23 protein-coding genes are annotated in these 16,794 nt (G+C 71.8%); 9 read left to right on the top strand and 14 right to left on the bottom strand.

The features are described 5' to 3' along the window. Positions 1–6: 6 nt before the first annotated feature. Positions 7–525, bottom strand: coding sequence for a MarR family winged helix-turn-helix transcriptional regulator (locus E4191_RS14290; RefSeq protein ID WP_228461345.1), 519 nt, complete (start codon positions 523–525; stop codon positions 7–9). A 159-nt stretch (positions 526–684) separates the two neighbouring features. On the opposite strand from E4191_RS14290, the gene E4191_RS14295 reads away from it, so the two are divergent. Further along, positions 685–1,551 carry a branched-chain amino acid aminotransferase gene (locus E4191_RS14295; protein ID WP_135313990.1) on the top strand — a complete coding sequence of 289 codons (867 nt, stop codon included), beginning with the start codon at positions 685–687 and terminating at the stop codon, positions 1,549–1,551. 178 nt (positions 1,552–1,729) lie between these two features. Here E4191_RS14295 and E4191_RS14300 read toward each other — a convergent pair whose 3' ends face one another. The 9 genes from E4191_RS14300 to E4191_RS14340 all read right to left on the bottom strand — a co-directional run bounded on the left by E4191_RS14300 (position 1,730) and on the right by E4191_RS14340 (position 7,284). Beyond that, the gene (locus E4191_RS14300; protein WP_135313991.1) at positions 1,730–1,918 is read right to left on the bottom strand and encodes a hypothetical protein; all 189 of its coding nucleotides are present in this window, start codon (positions 1,916–1,918) and stop codon (positions 1,730–1,732) included. Between the two features lie 88 nt (positions 1,919–2,006). Then, positions 2,007–2,471 carry a PTS sugar transporter subunit IIA gene (locus E4191_RS14305; protein ID WP_135313992.1) on the bottom strand — a complete coding sequence of 155 codons (465 nt, stop codon included), beginning with the start codon at positions 2,469–2,471 and terminating at the stop codon, positions 2,007–2,009. Between the two features lie 99 nt (positions 2,472–2,570). Beyond that, positions 2,571–3,146, bottom strand: coding sequence for a ribosome hibernation-promoting factor, HPF/YfiA family (gene hpf / locus E4191_RS14310; protein ID WP_135313993.1), 576 nt, complete (start codon positions 3,144–3,146; stop codon positions 2,571–2,573). Between the two features lie 204 nt (positions 3,147–3,350). Continuing rightward, a complete protein-coding gene (gene lptB, locus E4191_RS14315; protein ID WP_135313994.1) occupies positions 3,351–4,100 on the bottom strand; it encodes an LPS export ABC transporter ATP-binding protein in 750 nt (249 codons plus the stop codon). Then, positions 4,100–4,501 carry a lipopolysaccharide transport periplasmic protein LptA gene (gene lptA / locus E4191_RS14320; RefSeq protein WP_135313995.1) on the bottom strand — a complete coding sequence of 134 codons (402 nt, stop codon included), beginning with the start codon at positions 4,499–4,501 and terminating at the stop codon, positions 4,100–4,102. The genes lptB and lptA overlap by 1 nt, the downstream gene beginning before the upstream one ends. A gap of 123 nt (positions 4,502–4,624) precedes the next feature. Beyond that, positions 4,625–5,236 (bottom strand): hypothetical protein, encoded by a 612-nt coding sequence (locus E4191_RS14325; RefSeq protein ID WP_135313996.1) that lies wholly within the window; start codon positions 5,234–5,236, stop codon positions 4,625–4,627. 4 nt (positions 5,237–5,240) lie between these two features. After that, the gene (locus E4191_RS14330; protein WP_228461347.1) at positions 5,241–6,209 is read right to left on the bottom strand and encodes a KpsF/GutQ family sugar-phosphate isomerase; all 969 of its coding nucleotides are present in this window, start codon (positions 6,207–6,209) and stop codon (positions 5,241–5,243) included. Between the two features lie 68 nt (positions 6,210–6,277). Further along, positions 6,278–6,892 (bottom strand): ribonuclease D, encoded by a 615-nt coding sequence (locus tag E4191_RS14335; protein WP_135313997.1) that lies wholly within the window; start codon positions 6,890–6,892, stop codon positions 6,278–6,280. A 107-nt stretch (positions 6,893–6,999) separates the two neighbouring features. Beyond that, the gene (locus E4191_RS14340; RefSeq protein WP_135313998.1) at positions 7,000–7,284 is read right to left on the bottom strand and encodes a DUF2218 domain-containing protein; all 285 of its coding nucleotides are present in this window, start codon (positions 7,282–7,284) and stop codon (positions 7,000–7,002) included. Between the two features lie 191 nt (positions 7,285–7,475). On the opposite strand from E4191_RS14340, the gene E4191_RS14345 reads away from it, so the two are divergent. From E4191_RS14345 to E4191_RS14360, 4 genes are all read left to right on the top strand, one after another. Next, complete coding sequence (locus E4191_RS14345; protein ID WP_135313999.1) at positions 7,476–8,390, top strand: siderophore ABC transporter substrate-binding protein; 915 nt, start codon at positions 7,476–7,478, stop codon at positions 8,388–8,390. After that, positions 8,390–9,343 carry an ABC transporter permease gene (locus E4191_RS14350; protein WP_135314000.1) on the top strand — a complete coding sequence of 318 codons (954 nt, stop codon included), beginning with the start codon at positions 8,390–8,392 and terminating at the stop codon, positions 9,341–9,343. Before E4191_RS14345 ends, E4191_RS14350 begins: the two co-directional genes overlap by 1 nt. Positions 9,344–9,434: 91 nt before the next feature. Further along, positions 9,435–10,358, top strand: a complete 924-nt coding sequence (locus tag E4191_RS14355) for an iron chelate uptake ABC transporter family permease subunit (protein WP_135314501.1) — start codon at positions 9,435–9,437, stop codon at positions 10,356–10,358. Next, on the top strand, positions 10,355–11,113 hold the full coding sequence (locus E4191_RS14360) for an iron ABC transporter ATP-binding protein (protein WP_135314001.1): 759 nt from the start codon (positions 10,355–10,357) through the stop codon (positions 11,111–11,113). Before E4191_RS14355 ends, E4191_RS14360 begins: the two co-directional genes overlap by 4 nt. 153 nt (positions 11,114–11,266) lie before the next feature. Here the strand turns inward: E4191_RS14360 and E4191_RS14365 are convergent, their stop codons facing one another. The 4 genes from E4191_RS14365 to E4191_RS14380 are packed head-to-tail and all read right to left on the bottom strand — an operon-like array spanning position 11,267 to position 13,680. Next, positions 11,267–12,208 carry an energy transducer TonB family protein gene (locus E4191_RS14365; protein ID WP_135314002.1) on the bottom strand — a complete coding sequence of 314 codons (942 nt, stop codon included), beginning with the start codon at positions 12,206–12,208 and terminating at the stop codon, positions 11,267–11,269. 2 nt (positions 12,209–12,210) lie between these two features. Further along, positions 12,211–12,579: a biopolymer transporter ExbD gene (locus tag E4191_RS14370; protein WP_228461349.1), complete on the bottom strand. Its 369-nt coding sequence runs from the start codon at positions 12,577–12,579 to the stop codon at positions 12,211–12,213. Positions 12,580–12,595: 16 nt separating this feature from the next. Further along, positions 12,596–12,994 (bottom strand): ExbD/TolR family protein, encoded by a 399-nt coding sequence (locus E4191_RS14375; RefSeq protein ID WP_135314004.1) that lies wholly within the window; start codon positions 12,992–12,994, stop codon positions 12,596–12,598. Continuing rightward, complete coding sequence (locus E4191_RS14380) at positions 12,991–13,680, bottom strand: MotA/TolQ/ExbB proton channel family protein (RefSeq protein WP_135314005.1); 690 nt, start codon at positions 13,678–13,680, stop codon at positions 12,991–12,993. The genes E4191_RS14375 and E4191_RS14380 overlap by 4 nt, the downstream gene beginning before the upstream one ends. A 247-nt stretch (positions 13,681–13,927) precedes the next feature. On the opposite strand from E4191_RS14380, the gene mobA reads away from it, so the two are divergent. From mobA to E4191_RS14400, 4 genes are all read left to right on the top strand, one after another. Then, complete coding sequence (gene mobA / locus E4191_RS14385) at positions 13,928–14,557, top strand: molybdenum cofactor guanylyltransferase MobA (protein WP_135314006.1); 630 nt, start codon at positions 13,928–13,930, stop codon at positions 14,555–14,557. Continuing rightward, a complete protein-coding gene (locus E4191_RS14390) occupies positions 14,544–15,413 on the top strand; it encodes a molybdopterin guanine dinucleotide synthesis (RefSeq protein ID WP_135314007.1) in 870 nt (289 codons plus the stop codon). The genes mobA and E4191_RS14390 overlap by 14 nt, the downstream gene beginning before the upstream one ends. A gap of 74 nt (positions 15,414–15,487) precedes the next feature. Next, positions 15,488–16,255 carry a TspO/MBR family protein gene (locus E4191_RS14395; RefSeq protein ID WP_135314008.1) on the top strand — a complete coding sequence of 256 codons (768 nt, stop codon included), beginning with the start codon at positions 15,488–15,490 and terminating at the stop codon, positions 16,253–16,255. Further along, positions 16,252–16,788 (top strand): glutathione peroxidase, encoded by a 537-nt coding sequence (locus tag E4191_RS14400; protein ID WP_135314009.1) that lies wholly within the window; start codon positions 16,252–16,254, stop codon positions 16,786–16,788. The genes E4191_RS14395 and E4191_RS14400 overlap by 4 nt, the downstream gene beginning before the upstream one ends. Positions 16,789–16,794 lie beyond the last annotated feature (6 nt).

Below are 16,794 nucleotides of genomic sequence, written 5' to 3' on the forward strand. Positions count from 1 at the left end.
GGGGCCTCAGCGGTCGTCGGACAGATCCTTCAGCGCCTGATACTGCGCCCGCGTCTCGGGGTCCATCATCGCTTCCAGGACCTGCCGGAACCCCGCGACCGCCTGCGGGCCGGCATTGCGATAGGCGGCGCGCATCCGCGCCCGCTGCGCCTCGGACAGGCGGCGTTCCAGCGCGGTGCCGGCGGGGGTCAGGTGCAGCTGGCGTTCGCGCCGGTCGCGCCGCCCGATGCGGCTGTCGACCAGCCCGTCCTCGATCAGCGTACGCAGGACCCGGTTCAGCGACTGCTTGGTCACCCCCAGGACGGCCAGCAGCGAGGTCACCGTCAGCCCCGGATCGCGATGGACGAAATGCAGCGCCCGGTGATGGGCGCGGCCGTAATCCAGATCCGCCAGGATCAGGTCGGGATCGGCGGTGAAGGCGCGATAGGCGAAGAACATCGCCTCGATCCCCCGGCGCAGCTGGTCGTCGGTCAGGAACAGCAGATCCTCGCCCACCATCGCCTGAATCCGCGCCTTGTCCTGCATCGCCCGTCCCCGATTTTTTTGCTGCGACCCGATAGGGCAGCGATGTTGACTTTCTAACCCCGGATTGCTAGCCGTCAAGCACCTTGCGTAACAAACACGCCAAATCCGCCCTGACAGACGCAAGATTCGCAAAAACGGGCGGCGGATGGAGACAAGAAGATGCTGGCTTACGACGATCGCGACGGCAAGATCTGGATGAACGGGGACCTGGTCGACTGGCGCGATGCCAAGGTGCACGTCCTGACCCATGCGATGCATTACGCAAGCTCGGTCTTCGAGGGCGAGCGCTGCTATGACGGCAAGATCTTCAAAAGCCACGAGCATTCGCTGCGCCTGCTGGAATCGGGCCGCTTGCTGGACATGCCGATCCCCTATACCGCCGATCAGATCGACGCCGCCAAGGAGGCCGTGCTGAAGGCCAACGGCTTCGACAACGCCTATGTGCGCGTCGTGGCCTGGCGCGGGTCGGGGCTGGACATGGGCGTCTCGGCGGCCAGGAACCCGGTCTGCATGGCGGTGGCCGCATGGGAATGGGGCAGCTATTACGGCGATGCGAAATGGCAGGGCGCGAAGCTGGACGTGGCCAAGTGGAAGCGCCCCTCGCCCGAGACCATCCCCACCGCCGCCAAGGCCGCCGGGCTCTACATGATCTGCACCATGTCCAAGCACGCGGCCGAGGCCAAGGGCTGCTCGGACGCGCTGTTCATGGACTGGGAGGGCTACGTGGCCGAGGCCACCGGCGCCAACATCTTCTTCGTGCGCGACGGAGAGATCCACACGCCGATGGCCGACCGCTTCCTGAACGGCATCACCCGCCAGACCATCATCGAGATGCTCAAGGGCAAGGGCTTTGCCGTCCACGAGCGCCGCATCCTGCCCGAGGAGCTGGAAAGCTTCCAGGAATGCTGGCTGACCGGCACCGCCGCCGAGGTCACCCCGGTGGGCCAGATCGGCGACTGGCATTTCCAGGTGGGCCAGATCACCCGCGACGTGGCCGAAAGCTACGAGGCCCTCGTCCGCGCCTGATCCCCGGCGCCGGGAGGGGGCTCTGCCCCCATCGGGTTCCGCGATCCCCCCGGGATATTCGAGGACCGCTGCAGGGGCGAGATGCCGGTTCTGCATCGGTCCGGAAATATCCTCGGGGGGTAAGCGCGGCACGCGCTTGGGGGGCGGAAAGCCCCCCTCTTTTCAACCTGCCAAAGCTTCAGTCGGCTCCGACGCGGGCGATGCGCAGGTATTCCGAAGCCTTGCGCGCCGCGTCCGCCCGGGGCTTGGGGCGGCTCTGCAGGGCAAGCGTGCTCGCATGGGGCCGGTCCGCGCGCTCTTGGCGCAGGAATGCGGCCAGCTTCGACGCGCCGCGGGTGCGGGGTTGGTCCGTGGGATGCCGGGTCATGGGAAAAGCCCTCCTGTGGATGTGCTTCCCGCCCAATATAGGGCCGATCCGGACCGAATTGAACCCCTGTCCGCCAATCCCGTCCCGGTCAGGCGGCCTTGATGCCCTGCGCGGCCGACAGGACGGCATGCAGCGCGACCGGATCGTCATTGGCGCGCAGCTTGGCGCGCAGGTCCTGGTCGCGCAGCGTCCGCGACACCAGCGCCAGGGCCTTGAGGTGATCGACGCCGCTGCTTTCCGGCGCCAGCAGGGCAAAGACCAGGTCGACCGGCTGGCGGTCGACCGCGTCGAAATCCAGCGGTTTCTCCAGCCGCAGGAAGAGGCCCGCGACCTTGTCCAGCCCGTGCAGCCGCGCATGCGGCAGGGCCACGCCCTGCCCCACGCCCGTCGGCCCCAGGCTTTCGCGCTCCTGCAGGGCGTCCAGGACTTCGGGGGCGTTCAGCCCGTATTCGGCATGGGCCAGATCGGCCAGTTCCTGGAACAGGCGCTTCTTCGAGGTGACCTGCCCCAGAGAGCGCACCGCCCCGGGCCGGAGGATTTCAGCTAGCTGCATCGCGTCATGTCTTTCCCAAGCTGTCCGCCCTCCGACACGGGGTCGGAGGGCGGCGCGTCACGTCGGATCCCGGGCGCGGCGGGGCTCAGCCGGTGGGGCTCAGCCGTTGCCGCGCGGGTCGATCCATCCCACATTGCCGTCGTCGCGGCGATGGACGACGTTGACGCCGCCATGTTTCTCGTTGCGGAACACCAGAAGCGGCGTTCCCGACAGTTCCATCTGCATCACCGCATCGCCCACCGACAGGGTGGGCACGCGGCTTTCCATCTCGGCGATGATGATCGGCTCCAGGCTGCCGTCCTGGGCCTCCGCATCCTCGTCCTCGGCGGCCAGCACATAGCTGTCGGCCTGCCCGAAGACAACCGGCTCGGCGCGGTCCTTGTGGTGATCCTTGAGCCGGCGCTTGTAGCGGCGCAGCTGCTTGTCCATCTTTTCGCGGCAGGCCTCGAAGGCGGCATAGATGTCGTTGGCGGCCCCGCGCGCCTGCACGTTGAGGCCGGTGGACAGGTGCACCACGCTGTCGCACAGGAACTGATGCGCGTCCTTCGAGAAGGTCACGGCGGCATCCGTCGGCCGCTGCGAGTACTTCTCGATCGTCTCGCCCAGTTCGGTCTTCACATGCGTGCTGAGGGCATCGCCGACATCGATCTGTTTTCCGCTGATGGTGTAGCGCATCGTCATTCCTCTCCGGTTGCCCGTCTTCGCTGCGCCGGCCCGTTCGGATGCCGGCAAGGGCGGAAAACGGGTAGGACGGGCGCCATCTGCGCGCCCGCATGTCTCAATTTGGTGACAGGAGGTCGATGATGTCAACGGGCCACCGAAGGGCGTGACGCGGATTTGCGCGGCGCCTTCCGAACCGTTCGGTACGGTCCAGGACCCTCACGCCATGGTGAAGCTGTCGCCCAGATAGACCTCGCGCACGCGGGGATCGGCGACGATCTGGTCGGTCGTGCCCGACATCAGCACATGCCCGTCATGCAGGATATAGGCGCGGTCGACGATTCCCAGGGTCTCACGGACGTTGTGGTCGGTGATCAGCACCCCGATGCCGCGCGACTTCAGCGCATGGACCAGGGTGCGGATCTCGCCCACCGCGATGGGATCGACGCCCGCGAAGGGCTCGTCCAGCAGCAGGAAGCCCGGATCCGAGGCCAAGCAGCGCGCGATCTCGGCCCGCCGCCGCTCGCCCCCCGACAGGGCCAGCGCCGAGGCGTTGCGCAGATGGGTGATCGAGAAGTCGGCCAGCAGCTCCTCCAGCCGGTCGCGCCGGTGGCGGGGATCGTCCAGCGCGACCTCCAGGACCGCCATGATGTTCTGCTCGACCGTCAGGCCGCGAAAGATCGACATCTCCTGCGGCAGATAGCCGATGCCCATGCGCGCGCGGCGGAACATCGGCAGGCGCGTGGCATCGCGCCCGTCGATCAGCACCTGCCCCGCATCCGGCGCCACCAGCCCCGCGATGCAGTAGAAGCACGTGGTCTTGCCCGAACCGTTCGGGCCCAAGAGCGCCACGACCTCGCCGCGCCGCAGGGTGACCGACACGTCGCGGATCACGGGGCGGTTGCGATAGGACTTGCGCAGCCCCCGCACGTCCAGCCCTTCGCCCGGCGCGGCGGGCCCGCGGCGCATCACTCGGTCCCCGGCTGCAGGACCGACCGCACGCGCCCCTGCACCTGCGCCGACCCGGTGGCCAGATCGACCGTCACCCGGTCGCCCTGCAGCACGTTGCCGCCTTGGGTCAGCAGCACGTCGCCGGTCAGCACCACGCTGCCCCCCGCCACGTCATAGACCGCCTGCCCGGCCTCGGCCGCATCCTCGCCCGAGACCAGCGTGACATTGCCGATGGCGGTCAGCGACCGGATCCGCTCCTGCCCGCCCTCGGCATAGTCCACGGTGACCTCGTCCGCCGACAGGCGCATCTCGCCCTGCCCGATCACCACATTGCCCGAGAACAGCGCGCTGCCATCGGCCTGATCGACGCTCAGGTTGTCCGCCGCCACCTCGACCGGGGCCGAGACATCGGCCCGCATCCCCCGAAGGCGGTGGTCTGGGCCAGCGCGGGGTGCGCTGCCATCAGCGTCAGGGCGATCAGCAGGGGGCGCAGCATGTCGGATCCTCGATCAGGTCAGGGCCGCGGGGGGCCGGGGCGGGTCTCAGGGCTGGTATATCAGACGCACGCCGTCCGAGAAATTCAAGATTGCCCCATCGGGACCCGGCGCCGCATCGCCGTCCGGTCCCGGCGCGCGCGGGGCCAGGCGCATCTGCCCGGCGGTGATCCGGCCGAAGGGCGCCACTGCCTCGACCCCTTGGGTCGCGGTGATGACCGAGGCATCCAGGCGCGCCTCGATCCGCGCGGCGTCCAGCTGCCAGCCGGAGCTGGTCGTCATCCGCACGCCGCCCTCCAGCCGCACCTGCCCGTCGGCCAGCCCGCCTTGCGGCGCGGTCAGCCGGGCGGTCAGGTCGCCGTCCGCGCCGCCCGGCCGCTGCCAGTCCAGCCGCAGGTCGCCCGCCGCCCCGCCGCCTTCGGCCGAGGGCGTGGCCTGCGCCGCGCGCAGCGACAGGCGGGCGCCATCGGGGGTCACGGCGCTGTAGTCCGGAGCGACGATGCGCCCCTCGCGGGCGGCGGCCTCGGCCTCGACCTCGGCATAGGGGATGCGCGATTCGGTGTCCGAGCGGCGCGAGAACAGGAACATCGTCGACAGCATCGCCAGGGCCACCAGCGGCAGCAGCACCCTCAGCCAGCGGACGATGCGGGTGCGGCTCACCGGATCAGACCAGCCCGGCGCGCAGGCAGTCGTGGATATGCAGGATGCCGCAGGGGCGCCCGTCCTGCACGGCAAACAGACAGGTGATCTTGCGCTCCTGCATCTGGGCCAGCGCGGCGCCCGCCAGCGCCTCGGGGCCGATGGTGCGCGGCGAGGGCGTCATCACGGCGGCCGCGTCCAGATCCAGCAGCCCCTGCATGTGGCGTCGCAAGTCGCCGTCGGTGATGATCCCCGCCAGCGCACCCTGCGCGTCGACCACGCCCGTCACGCCATAGCCCTTCTGGCTGATCACCAGCAGCGCCTCGGACATGGGTGCGTCCAGCCCCACCAGCGGCAGGTCGGCCTGCATCAGGTCGCCGACCTTGGCCAGCAGCGCGCCCAGCTTGCCGCCGGGATGGAAGGTGCGGAAATGCTCGGGTGTGAAGCGGCGATGCTCCATCAGCGCGATGGCCAGCGCGTCGCCCAAGGCCAGCGTCATGGTGGTCGAGGTGGTGGGCACGATCCCGTTGCCGCAGGCCTCGGCGGCGGCGGGCAGCGCCAGCGCCACGTCGGCCTGCCGCATCAGCGTCGAACCGGGCCGCGCCGCGACCCCGATCAGCGGGATGGAAAAGCGCCGTGTATGCGCGATCAGGTCGGCCAGTTCCGGCGTCTCGCCGCTGTTGGACAGGACCAGCGCCAGATCGGCGGCGGTGACCATGCCCAGATCGCCATGGCTCGCCTCGGCGGGATGGACGAACTGCGCGGGCGTCCCGGTCGAGGCGAAAGTCGCCGCGATCTTGCGCCCGACATGGCCCGACTTGCCCATGCCCGACACGATCACCCGGCCCTTGACCGCCAGGATCATCTCGACCGCGCGCGAGAATTCATCCCCCAGCCCGGCCGACAGGGCCTGCAGCCCCGCGATCTCGGTCTCGATCACCCGCCGCCCCGTCCCGATGAAATCCGCCACGCGCGCCAGCCCCTTCTTCTTCACTCAAATATCCTCTGGGGGTCCGGGGGGGCGAAGCGCCCCCCGGCTGTCGCCCCCGGCCAGGTCCGGCCTCAGTGCCGAAAGATATCGCTCTCGTCGCCCCAGCCCAGCAGATCCAGATGGGCACGGGCGGGCAGAAAGTCAAAGCAGGCCTGCGCCAGCCCCAGCCGGTTCTCGCGCTTCAGCCGCTCTTCCAGAACCTCCTTCAGCTTGTGCAGATGCAGCACGTCGGATGCAGCATATTCCAGCTGCGCATCCGACAGATCGGCCGCGCCCCAGTCGCTGGTCTGCTGCTGCTTGCTGACATCGACGCCGACCAGCTCCTGCAGCAGGACCTTCAGCCCGTGCCGGTCGGTGAAGGTCCGCACCAGCTTGGAGGCGATCTTGGTGCACCAGACCGGAGAGGTCACGACCCCGAAGGCATTCTCCAGCGCGGCCACGTCGAAGCGGCCGAAATGGAACAGCTTCAGCACCTTGGGATCGGTCAGCAGCTTGGTCAGGTTCGGCGCCTCGGTCTGGCCGCGGTCGATCTGGACCAGATGCGCCTCGCCGTCGCCCGAGGACATCTGCACCAGGCACAGCCGGTCGCGGCGCGGGTCCAGGCCCATCGTCTCGGTGTCGATGGCCACGACCGGGCCCAGAACCAGATCGTCGGGAAGGTCGTTGGGATACAGATGGATGCTCATCGCCGGTCCTGCCTTGATGCTTGGCCGGCCCGTCGGGGTCCGGCTGCCTTGGCGCCCCTCTGACCAGAAACCGGCCCGCCGATCCAGCGAAATTCGCGTGAAGCGCCTCAGGCGGGCTGCCAGACCAGCGCGCCGGGCATCTCGCGATGGGCAAAGCGCAGCAGGTGGCGTTCGACCACCTCGCGCAGGCGCTCCAACGCCGCGTCATCCGCCGCCTCCAGCGCCAGATGCAGCGCGTCCTCGCGCAGCCCGATCCGCGCAGCCCCCATCGGAAAGTCCAGCACCGCCTGACCGTCGTCAAGCGCCACCGGGATCTTGTGGCTGAAATGCTTGGCCATGGTCCCCAACAGGGCCGGGCCGCGGGCGGTGGGGAAATCGGCGGTCATCCGCATGGCGGGCAGTCCTCGTCGCAAGGGGGTCCGGGCCGCCCTTAGAATGACCTATGCAAACAGTCAACAAATCCGCGCGATATTCCGACAAAAAGACACTGGCATTCTTGCCCTCCCGCCGGGGCCGCGCTAACCCGGCCCGGCGTGAAGCCAAGCCGACAGCCACACGCCCGCACCCTTGGAAAGGATCTGCCATGCGTCGCATCGCGCTGTCCGGCCTTCTGGCCGCCACCCTCGCCTCCCTGCCCCTGGCCGCGCTGGCCCAGGATGTCACCATCGACACCGCGCAGGGGCCCGTCACCCTGCCCGCCGCGCCGCAATCCGTCGCGGTCTACGACATGGCGGCGCTGGACACGCTGACCGCGATGGGCGTGCAGCCCACCGGCACCATCGACAACATCCTGGTGGCCCCCCTGCGCGCGGCCGCCGCCGACGCCGCCCCGGTCGGCACCCTCTTCGAGCCCGATCTGGAGGCGCTGGCGGGTCTCGCGCCCGATCTGGTGATCGTGGCGGGCCGCTCGGCCCCGCAGCTGGCGGCCGTCTCGCAGGTCGCCCCCGCCATCGACATGAGCCTGGGCACCGATCTGGTGGCCGAGGCCCGGGCGCGCATCGAGGGCTACGGCACGCTCTTCGACCGCCAGGACCGCGCCGCCCAGATGACCGCCGAACTGGACACCAAGCTGGCGGCGCTGCGCGCGGCGGCCGAGGGCCGGGGCACGGCGATGATCGTGCTGACCAACGGCCCCAAGATGTCGGCCTATGGCAAGGGCTCGCGCTTCGGCTGGATCTTCGAGGCCAGCGGCCTGACCGAGGCGGTCGAGGGGCTGGACCAGTCCAACCACGGCCAGGCGATCAGCCACGAGTTCATCGCCGAGGCCGATCCCGACTGGCTGCTGGTCGTCGATCGCGGCGCCGCCATCGGCGCGGACGGCGCGGGCGCGACCGAGACGCTGCGCTCGGCCCTGGTCGAGGGCACGACCGCCTGGCAGCAGGATCAGGTGATCCTGCTGGATCCGGCGGCCACCTACATCTCGGCCGGGGGCTTCGGGTCGCTGACCGCGACCCTGGACCAGCTGACCGCCGCCCTGACGGACGGCGCCCAAGGCTGATGCGCCTGCGGCCCGCCCTGTCGTCGGCGCTGCTGGCGCTGATGCTGGCCAGCCTGACCGTGGGGGCAGCCCAGGTCGACCTGCGCGCGGTCTTCCGCGACCCGCAGGCGATGCTGGTCCTGCTGGAATCGCGGCTGCCGCGCACGCTGGCGGTGGCGCTGACCGGCGCCGCGCTGTCGGTGGCGGGCGTGCTGATCCAGGCGCTGGTCCGCAACCGCTTCGTGGGTCCCGACACCTCGGGCACCGCCGAGGGCGCGGCGCTCGGCCTGCTGGCCATCACGATCCTCTGGCCCTCCAGCCCGCTCTGGCTGCGCATGATCGCGGCCAGCCTGTCGGCGATGGTCACCACCGCGCTGTTTCTGGCCGTGATCCGCCGCCTGCCGGTGCGCGAGGTGATGCTGGTGCCCATCGCGGGGCTGGTGCTGTCGGGCGTCCTGGGATCGGTGGTGACCTTCGTCGGCTGGCAGACCGACCTAATGCAATATGTCGGCACCTGGCTGATGAGCGGCGAGTTCTCGGGCGTCATCTCGGGCCGCTACGAGCTTCTGTGGATCGCCGCCCTGGCTGCCGGGCTGGCGTGGTTCTCGGCCGACCGCTTCGCCATCCTGGGCCTGGGCGATCAGGTGGCGACCGGGCTGGGCCTTTCCACGGCGGCGGTGATGCGTCTGGGGCTGGCGGTGGTGTCGGTGGTCACCGCGATGGTGGTGACGACGGTGGGGATGATCCCCTTCGTGGGCCTCGTCGTGCCCAATCTGGTCGCCCGGGTCATGGGCGACAACCTGCGTGCCTCGCTGCCGGTGGTGGGGCTGGCGGGCGCGGTGCTGGTGCTGGCCTGCGACCTCCTGGGCCGCCTGGTCATCCGCCCCTACGAGATCCCCGCCGGGGTGATCCTGGGCGTGCTGGGCGCCGTGCTGTTCCTGTGGCTCCTGCATCGCAGGCCCGCCCATGGATAGCCGCGCGCTGGACCCCGGGATCGCCGCCCGCCGCCCCGAGGCCGACGCGGGCCCCGCGCCCGACCGCCGCCCGGCGCTGATCCTGGGCGGCATGGCGCTGCTGCTGGCGCTGCTGGCGGCGGTCTGGATGCTGCAGGGCCTGGGGCCGGGCAATCGCGGCTTCATCCTGGGGCTGCGCGCCACCAAGCTGGCGGCGCTGGTCACCGTGGCGGTGGCGGTGGGCGTCTCGACCATCCTCTTCCAGACGGTGGCGGCGAACCGGGTGCTGACGCCCTCGATCATGGGCTTCGACGCGCTTTATGTCCTGCTGCAGACGGCGCTGGTCATCACCCTGGGCGGCGCGGGGCTGGTGGGCCTGCCCCCCGGCGCCAAGTTCCTGGCCGAGATCGCGGTCATGTCCGCGCTGGCCGCGACGCTGTTCGGCACGCTGCTGCTGCGCGGCGCGCGCGACGTGCCGCGCATGATCCTGACCGGGGTGATCCTGGGCGTGCTGTTCCGGTCGGTCTCGGGCTTCCTGGGGCGGATCATGGATCCCAACGAATTCGCCGTGGTGCAGGCGGTCAGCTTCGCCAGCTTCAACCGGGTGGACGCGACGCTGCTGCCCTTGGCGATGGCGGTGACCGCGCTGGCCGTGGCACTGGCCTGGCGGATGTCGGCGCGGCTGGACGTGCTGGCCTTGGGGCGCGATCCGGCGGTGTCCCTGGGGCTGGCCCATCGCGGCGTGACGCTTTCGGTGCTGGCGCTGGTCGCGGTGCTGGTCTCGGTCTCGACCGCGCTGGTGGGGCCGGTGGCCTTCTTCGGGCTGATCGTGGCGGGGCTGGCGCATGGGCTGATGCGGACCGCCGCGCATGCGGTGCTGCTGCCCGCCGCCGGGCTGTCGGCGGCGATCCTGCTGGTCGGCGGCCAGTGGCTGTTCGAGCGCCAACTGGGCCAGGCCGCCACCCTGTCCGTGGTGGTCGAGTTCGCGGGCGGGCTGTTCTTTTTGTATCTGCTGCTGAAGGGACGCATCCGATGATCCAGATCGACCAGGTCAGCCACCAGATCGGCGGCACGCCGATCCTGCACGACATCTCGACAAGGCTGCCCCAAGGGCGGCTGACCGCGCTAATCGGGCCCAATGGCGCGGGCAAGTCGACCCTGCTGCGCCTGATCGGGCGGCTGGAGCCCCTGCAGGCGGGCGCCATCACCGTGGCGGGCCATGATGTCGCCACCACCCCCACCGACCGGCTTGCCCGGGTCATGGCCATCCTGGGCCAGCAGACCGCCATCGCCAGCCGCCTGCGCCTGTCGGAGCTGGTGGCCTTCGGCCGCTGGCCCCATCACAAGGGCCGCCCCGGCCCCGCCGACCGCGCCCGCGTGGCCGAGGCCCTGGAGGCCTTTGCGCTGGCACCGCTGGCGCATCGCTTCCTGGACGAGGTCTCGGGCGGGCAGGCGCAGCGCGGCCATATCGCCATGGCCTTCGCGCAGGACACCGACTGGATGCTGCTGGACGAGCCGCTGAACAACCTGGACATGGCCCATGCCCGTGCCCTGATGGGTCGGCTGCGCGCGCTGGTCGACCACGAAGGCCGCAGCGTCGCCATGGTCGTCCACGAGATCAACTATGCCGCGGCCTGGGCCGATCACGTGATCGCCATGAAGGACGGGCGCGTGATCGCCGAAGGCCCGGCGGCGGAGGTGCTGACCGAGGCGCGGCTGTCGGATCTGTATGATGCGCCGATCCGGGTGGGGCAGCATCTGGGCCGGCCCCTGGTCCTGCATCACGTATGATCGCGTGACGGCACGGGCCGGACCGGGGGCTTCGCGCCCCCGGACCCCCGCGGGATATTTTTGCCAAGATGAAGGGGGCGAGGGGTGGCGGCTGTCGCGTGCCGAGGGGGTCTGTCGGGCCGGGACGGCGCGGGGCGTTGCGCCGCCGGCGGCCTAGCCCAGGGTGAAGGGCGTGGTGAAGGTGTGGCTCTGGTCGGTCACGGCGGCGGGGGCGGCGGGGCAGGCGCGCAGGCGCTGCGCGGTGCGGACCACCTGCCCGTCGATCCGGGCATCCCCGGTGCCCGAGACCAGCGTGGCGCCCTGCACGCGGCCGTTCCGGTTCATGGAGATGTTCACCACGATCCGGCCTCCGCGGGCGCCGCTGACGCGCGAGAACTGCCGCCCGATGCAGGTGGCGATCTGGGCTGTCCATTGCGCCATCGCGCTGGCCCGCGTCTCGGCGCTGACCCCGCCCCCGCCGCCGCCCGCGCGGCTGTTCTGCGACCGGCCACCCTCGCCCGCGCGTTGGGCGGGCTGGGCCTGCGCGGCGGTCTGCGGCGCCGGCTGCGGGGAGGGCGCGGCGGCGCGGCGGGGTTCGGGCTCGGGCTCGGGCTCGGGTCGGGGCTGGCGCGCGGGGCGCCGGTCGGGGCGGGACGACGCCTCCAGCGCCAGGGGCGAGGCCAGCTCGATCACGGGCGGGGTCAGCTGCTGCAGGTCGGGCAGGTCCAGCTGGGCAGGGTCGATGGGCTCGGGGGCCACGGGTTCGGGGGGCGGCGGCAGGTTGGGCTGCGCGGGCGTCGGATCGGGCGGCGCCAGCGGGGCCGCGGCGACCTGCCGGGACACGGGTTCCGGGGCAGCGGGCTGCGGGGCCGGTTCGGGCTCGGGGGCGGGCTGCGGCGCGGCGATCTCGGGGGCGGTCCGGGTCTCGGGCGGCGCCTCCCAGGCCTCGACCATCGACCGGATCTCCTCGCCCCCCGCCGAAAGCGCGGCGGGCGGGGCCTCGGCGGCGGCGCCGCGCTCCAGCCGGTCGGGCAGCATGATGGCCGCCGCCGAGACGTGCAGCGCGGCGGCGATGGTGAAGAAACCCGCGGTCTCCAGCGTGCGGAGAGAGATCATCGTCATCCTCCGCTGACGACCAGATGCGCGCCTGCCGGCGCGATCGCCCGCAGCCGCTGCAGATGGCCCGCCAGGATCGCGGCGGGCAGCGCGGCATCGGCGCGGATTTCGACCGGGTCCGTGCCGGCCTGCGCCGCGAGGGCCGCCCAGACCGCCTCGCCCCGCGCCGCGTTCCACGCCAGCTCGCCCTGGGCCGAGACATAGAGCACGTCCGGCGCCCCGGCGGCGGTGTCGGACCGGCTGTCGGGCGGGGTCAGCGGGAAGGGCGTCGGCTGCGTGATCTGCGCGGTCAGCAGGAAGAAGATCAGCAGCAGGAAGACGACGTTGATCATCGGGATGATCGATTCGCCGCGCGGCTTCCGGGGGGGCATGTCGATGCGCATGGGCCTATTCGACCAGGATGAGGTTCGGGATGCCGCCGTCGCGCAGCAGGTCCATGACGGCGACCAGCCGCTGCAGGTCGGCGCCGTCGCGCGGGCGCAGGATCACCGCCGCGCCGGGATCGGGCAGCAGCGCCGCGACGCCCGCGACCAGCGTGCCGGGATCGGTCGGGACGCCGTTCACTTGCAGCCCGCCGGGCAGCACGTCGACCAGCCGCGGCGCGCCCTGCCAGTCGCTGCCCGCCCCCTCGGCCCCGCCCGAGATGGGCAGCACCGCGTCGGTGCCGAAGCGCGAGGCCAGCATGAAGAAGATCAGCAGCAGGAAGACCACGTCGATCATCGGCGTCAGCGACATCCGGCGCGGATGCCGCCGGGGCCCCAGGTCGAAGGCCGCCGGGCCGGTCATTCCGCCGCCTCGAGCCGGCTGCGCGCCGGGGGGGCGGCGGGCGCGTCGCGGGCGACGAAGACGCGGGTCGCCAGATCCTCCAGATCCGACTGCAGGCGGTCGCTGACGCTTTCGAACCAGGACAGGGCCACGCCCGCCGGGATCGCCACCGCCATGCCGGCGGCGGTGGTCAGCAGCGCCACCCAGATGCCGCCCGCCAGATCGGACGGGTCGGCCTGGTTGCCCGAGCTCTGCAGCACCTGGAAGGCCGCGATCATGCCCAGGACCGTGCCCAGCAGGCCCAGAAGCGGCGCGATGGTGGCGATCAGCTCCAGCGCGCGCAGGCCGGCGCGGGACCGGAACAGTGCCTGGCGGGCGACGCGGGCGGTCTCCTCGCGGGCGGCGGCCTCGTCGAAGCGCGGGTCCAGCGAGGTGCCGATGGCCGCCTGCGCCACCCGCGCCCGGGCCGAGGGGCGCCCGCGCACCTGGTCCATCGCCTCGCGCGGGCGGCCCTGCGCCCACAGGACCAGGGCGGCGCGCGAATGGCTGCCGCCCCAGACCCCCAGGCGCCACAGCGACCACAGCTTCCACAGCACGACCGCCAGGGTGATGACCGACAGGGCCGCGATCAGCCACATGGTCCAGCCCCCGTCGCGGATCAGTCCGAACAGCGGCAGCGCCGCCAGGGAGGTCGCAAGATCGGTCATCGGGTCGGTTCCTTGGACAGGGCGGCCGGGCGGACCGCTGGAATTGGGGCGGGCGCCGGCCGGGCGCGCGGCGGGGTGGCGAGGGTCGCGAGGCGCATGGTCCGAATCCCCCGGCAGCCCGTGCCGAATGGTTGACGTTTCTGCTCGGGTAAGGAATCTGACGGATTATGTCAAGAATGCGGACTGCAGATCGTGCAGTCCCGTCCCGGCCTTGCCCGGGGGCGCGGCAGCGGGCACAGTCCGGGCCATGACGTCCCCCCAGCCCCCCACGACGACCCTGCCCGCGATGATCCTGGCCGGAGGCCGCGCCACCCGCATGGGCGGCGGCGACAAGCCGCTGCTGCCCTTGGGCGGGCGGTCGATGCTGGCGCATGTGCTGGACCGGCTGCGCCCGCAGGCGGGGCCGGTGGCGCTGAACGCCAACGGCGATCCGGCGCGATTCGCGGCCTTCGGCCTGCCGGTCCGGGCCGACAGCCTGCCCGATCATCCCGGCCCCCTGGCGGGCGTGCTGGCGGCGCTGGACTGGGCGGCCGGGATCGGCGCCGATCACGTGCTGACGGTGGCGGGCGACACGCCCTTCCTGCCCCCCGACCTAACCCTGCGCCTGCAGGCGGCGCGCGGGCCTCGGGGCCTGGCCCTGGCCGCCAGCCGCACGCCCGGTGGCGAGACGCGCGAGCACCCGACCGTCGGCCTCTGGCCCGTGGCGCTGCGCGACGACCTGGCCGCGACCCTGGCCGCGGGCCAGCGCCGGATGCGCGTCTTCACCGCCCGGCACCAACCCGGGCTGGCGCTGTGGCCCGGCGATCCCGATCCCTTCGCCAATATCAACACGCCCGACGACCTGGCGCGGGCCGAGGCGCGCCTTGCCGCGCTTTGACCGCATCCTGATCCTCGATTGGTCAGCGGCGGGCCTTCCCGTGCGCGGGGCCAATTCCATCTGGCTGGGGGACGACCGGGGGATGCTGGCCAATCCCGCCACCCGCGCGCAGGCGGCCGCTCTGCTGGACGCGGCCGTGGCGCAGGCGCGCGACGCGGGAACACGTCTGCTGATCGGCGCGGATTTCGCCTTCGGCCACCCCTCGGGGCTGGCCCTGCGGATCACCGGGCGGCCCGAGGCGCTGGCGCTCTGGGATCATCTGGAGGCGCACCATCACGACGACGACGCCAACCGCAGCAGCTATCGCGCCGTGGCGTCCGGGATGAACGCGACGCTCGGCACGCCGGTCTTCTGGGGCGATGGGCGCAGGACGGCGACCCCCGGCCTGCCGCGCCTGAAGCCGCCGCCCCATCCGACCCTCGCCCCGCATCGCGCGACCGAGGCGCCTTCGCCCGGCGGGCCGCGCCCCAAATCGCCCTTCCAGCTGGCAGGCGCGGGCGCGGTCGGCGCGCAAAGCCTGACCGGCATCCCGCGCCTGAACCGCCTGCGCCGGCAGCCGGGGGTGGCGGTCTGGCCCTTCCAGCCGTGCCACGACGCCATGGTGGTGCTGGCCGAGGTCTATCCCTCGATGATCGCGCCCGAGGTCCGGGCGGCGCGCGGCTATCCCTGCCTCGATGCGGCGCAGGTGGGCCTTCTGGCCCGCAGCCTGCGCCATCTGGACGGTCGCGACGCGCTGGCGGCGATGATGGCCCCCGACCCGCGCATCGCCGACCTGGCGTCCGAGGGGCAGATCCTGGGCTTCGGCCACGCCCCCGCCCTGCGCGCCGCCGCCCGGGCGGTCCTGCCCCCGCCCTGAGATCCGCCGCCGGAACGCCCCTGCCCGGGGCCGCGTTGCCGCCCCGAAGACCACGCCCGAAAAGGAATGATCCCATGTCGAACGCGACCCTGGCCCGGATGGTGCTGCTGGCGGCGCTGGCCTTTGCGGCATCCCCGCTGATCTTTCCGGGTTTCGCGGGCTATGACGCGGGGCGGTTCCCGATCCCGCAGGTCGATCCGCCGGTCCAGCCTGCGGGCTGGGCCTTCTCGATCTGGGGGATCATCTATCTGTGGCTGATCCTGGGCGCGGGCTTCGGCCTGTGGCGGCGTCGCGACGATGCGGACTGGCGCCCGATGCGTGCCCCCCTGCTGGCCAGCCTGGCGCTAGGCTTTGCTTGGCTGCCGGTGGCGCAGCACCTGCCGGGGCTGGCGACCCTGATGATCCTGGCGATGCTGGGAGGGGCGATCCTGGCGTTGCTGCGCGCGGGGCGGCGCGATCCGGGCTGGCAGGCGGGGCCGGTGGCGCTGTACGCGGGATGGCTGACGGCGGCCTCGGGCGTGTCGGCGGGGATCTGGCTGGGCGGGCATGGCTGGCTGTCGCCCATCGCCGCCGCGATCCTGGCGCTGCTGGCCGTGACCGCGCTGGCGCTGACCGTCCAGACGCGCCGGCCCGGCGCATGGGCCTATCCCGTAGCCGTCATCTGGGCGCTGACGGGCATCGTCGTCGCCAACGCCACGTCAGGCGCCGACGGGCGCTGGCCGGTCATCGCCACGGCGGCGCTGGCGGCGGCTGTGCTGTTCTGCCGCATCTGGACGAATCGCCCCGCAGCCGATGATCCGCACGCCCGCCGCACCGACCGCCCCGGAAAGGACCGCCCATGAAACGCCGCGTCTTCCTGTCGCTCGCCACCGCGATCTCGGCCTTGGGACTGGCGCCCGCGCGGGCCGAAGGTGCGCCGCGCTTCACCTTCCCCTCGATCGACGGAGGCGCCTACGACACCGCCGACTGGCGCGGGCGCCCGGTGCTGGTGGTCAACACGGCGTCCCTCTGCGGCTTCTCGGGCCAGCTGCGCGACATGCAGGCGCTCCATGACAGCCACGGGCCGCGCGGGCTGGTGGTGCTGGCCGTCCCCTCGGACGACTTCAACCAGGAACTGGGCAGCGCGCAGGAGGTCAGCGAGTACTGCCAGATGGAATACGGGATCACCCTGCCGATGACCGACATCCTGCATGTCGCCAAGGGGGACGTGCATCCCTTCTATGCCTGGCTGCGGCAAGAGACGGGCTTCGTGCCCAAGTGGAACTTCAACAAGGTCCTGCTGGGCCCGCAGGGCGAGGTGCTGGGCCAGTGGGGATCCTTCACCAGCCCCGGCGCGCGCCAGATCCTGCAGGCCGCCGACCCCTTCCTGGGCTAGGCGCCG

The organism is Paracoccus liaowanqingii, assembly GCF_004683865.2.
GTDB classification, from domain to species: Bacteria; Pseudomonadota; Alphaproteobacteria; order Rhodobacterales; family Rhodobacteraceae; genus Paracoccus; species Paracoccus liaowanqingii.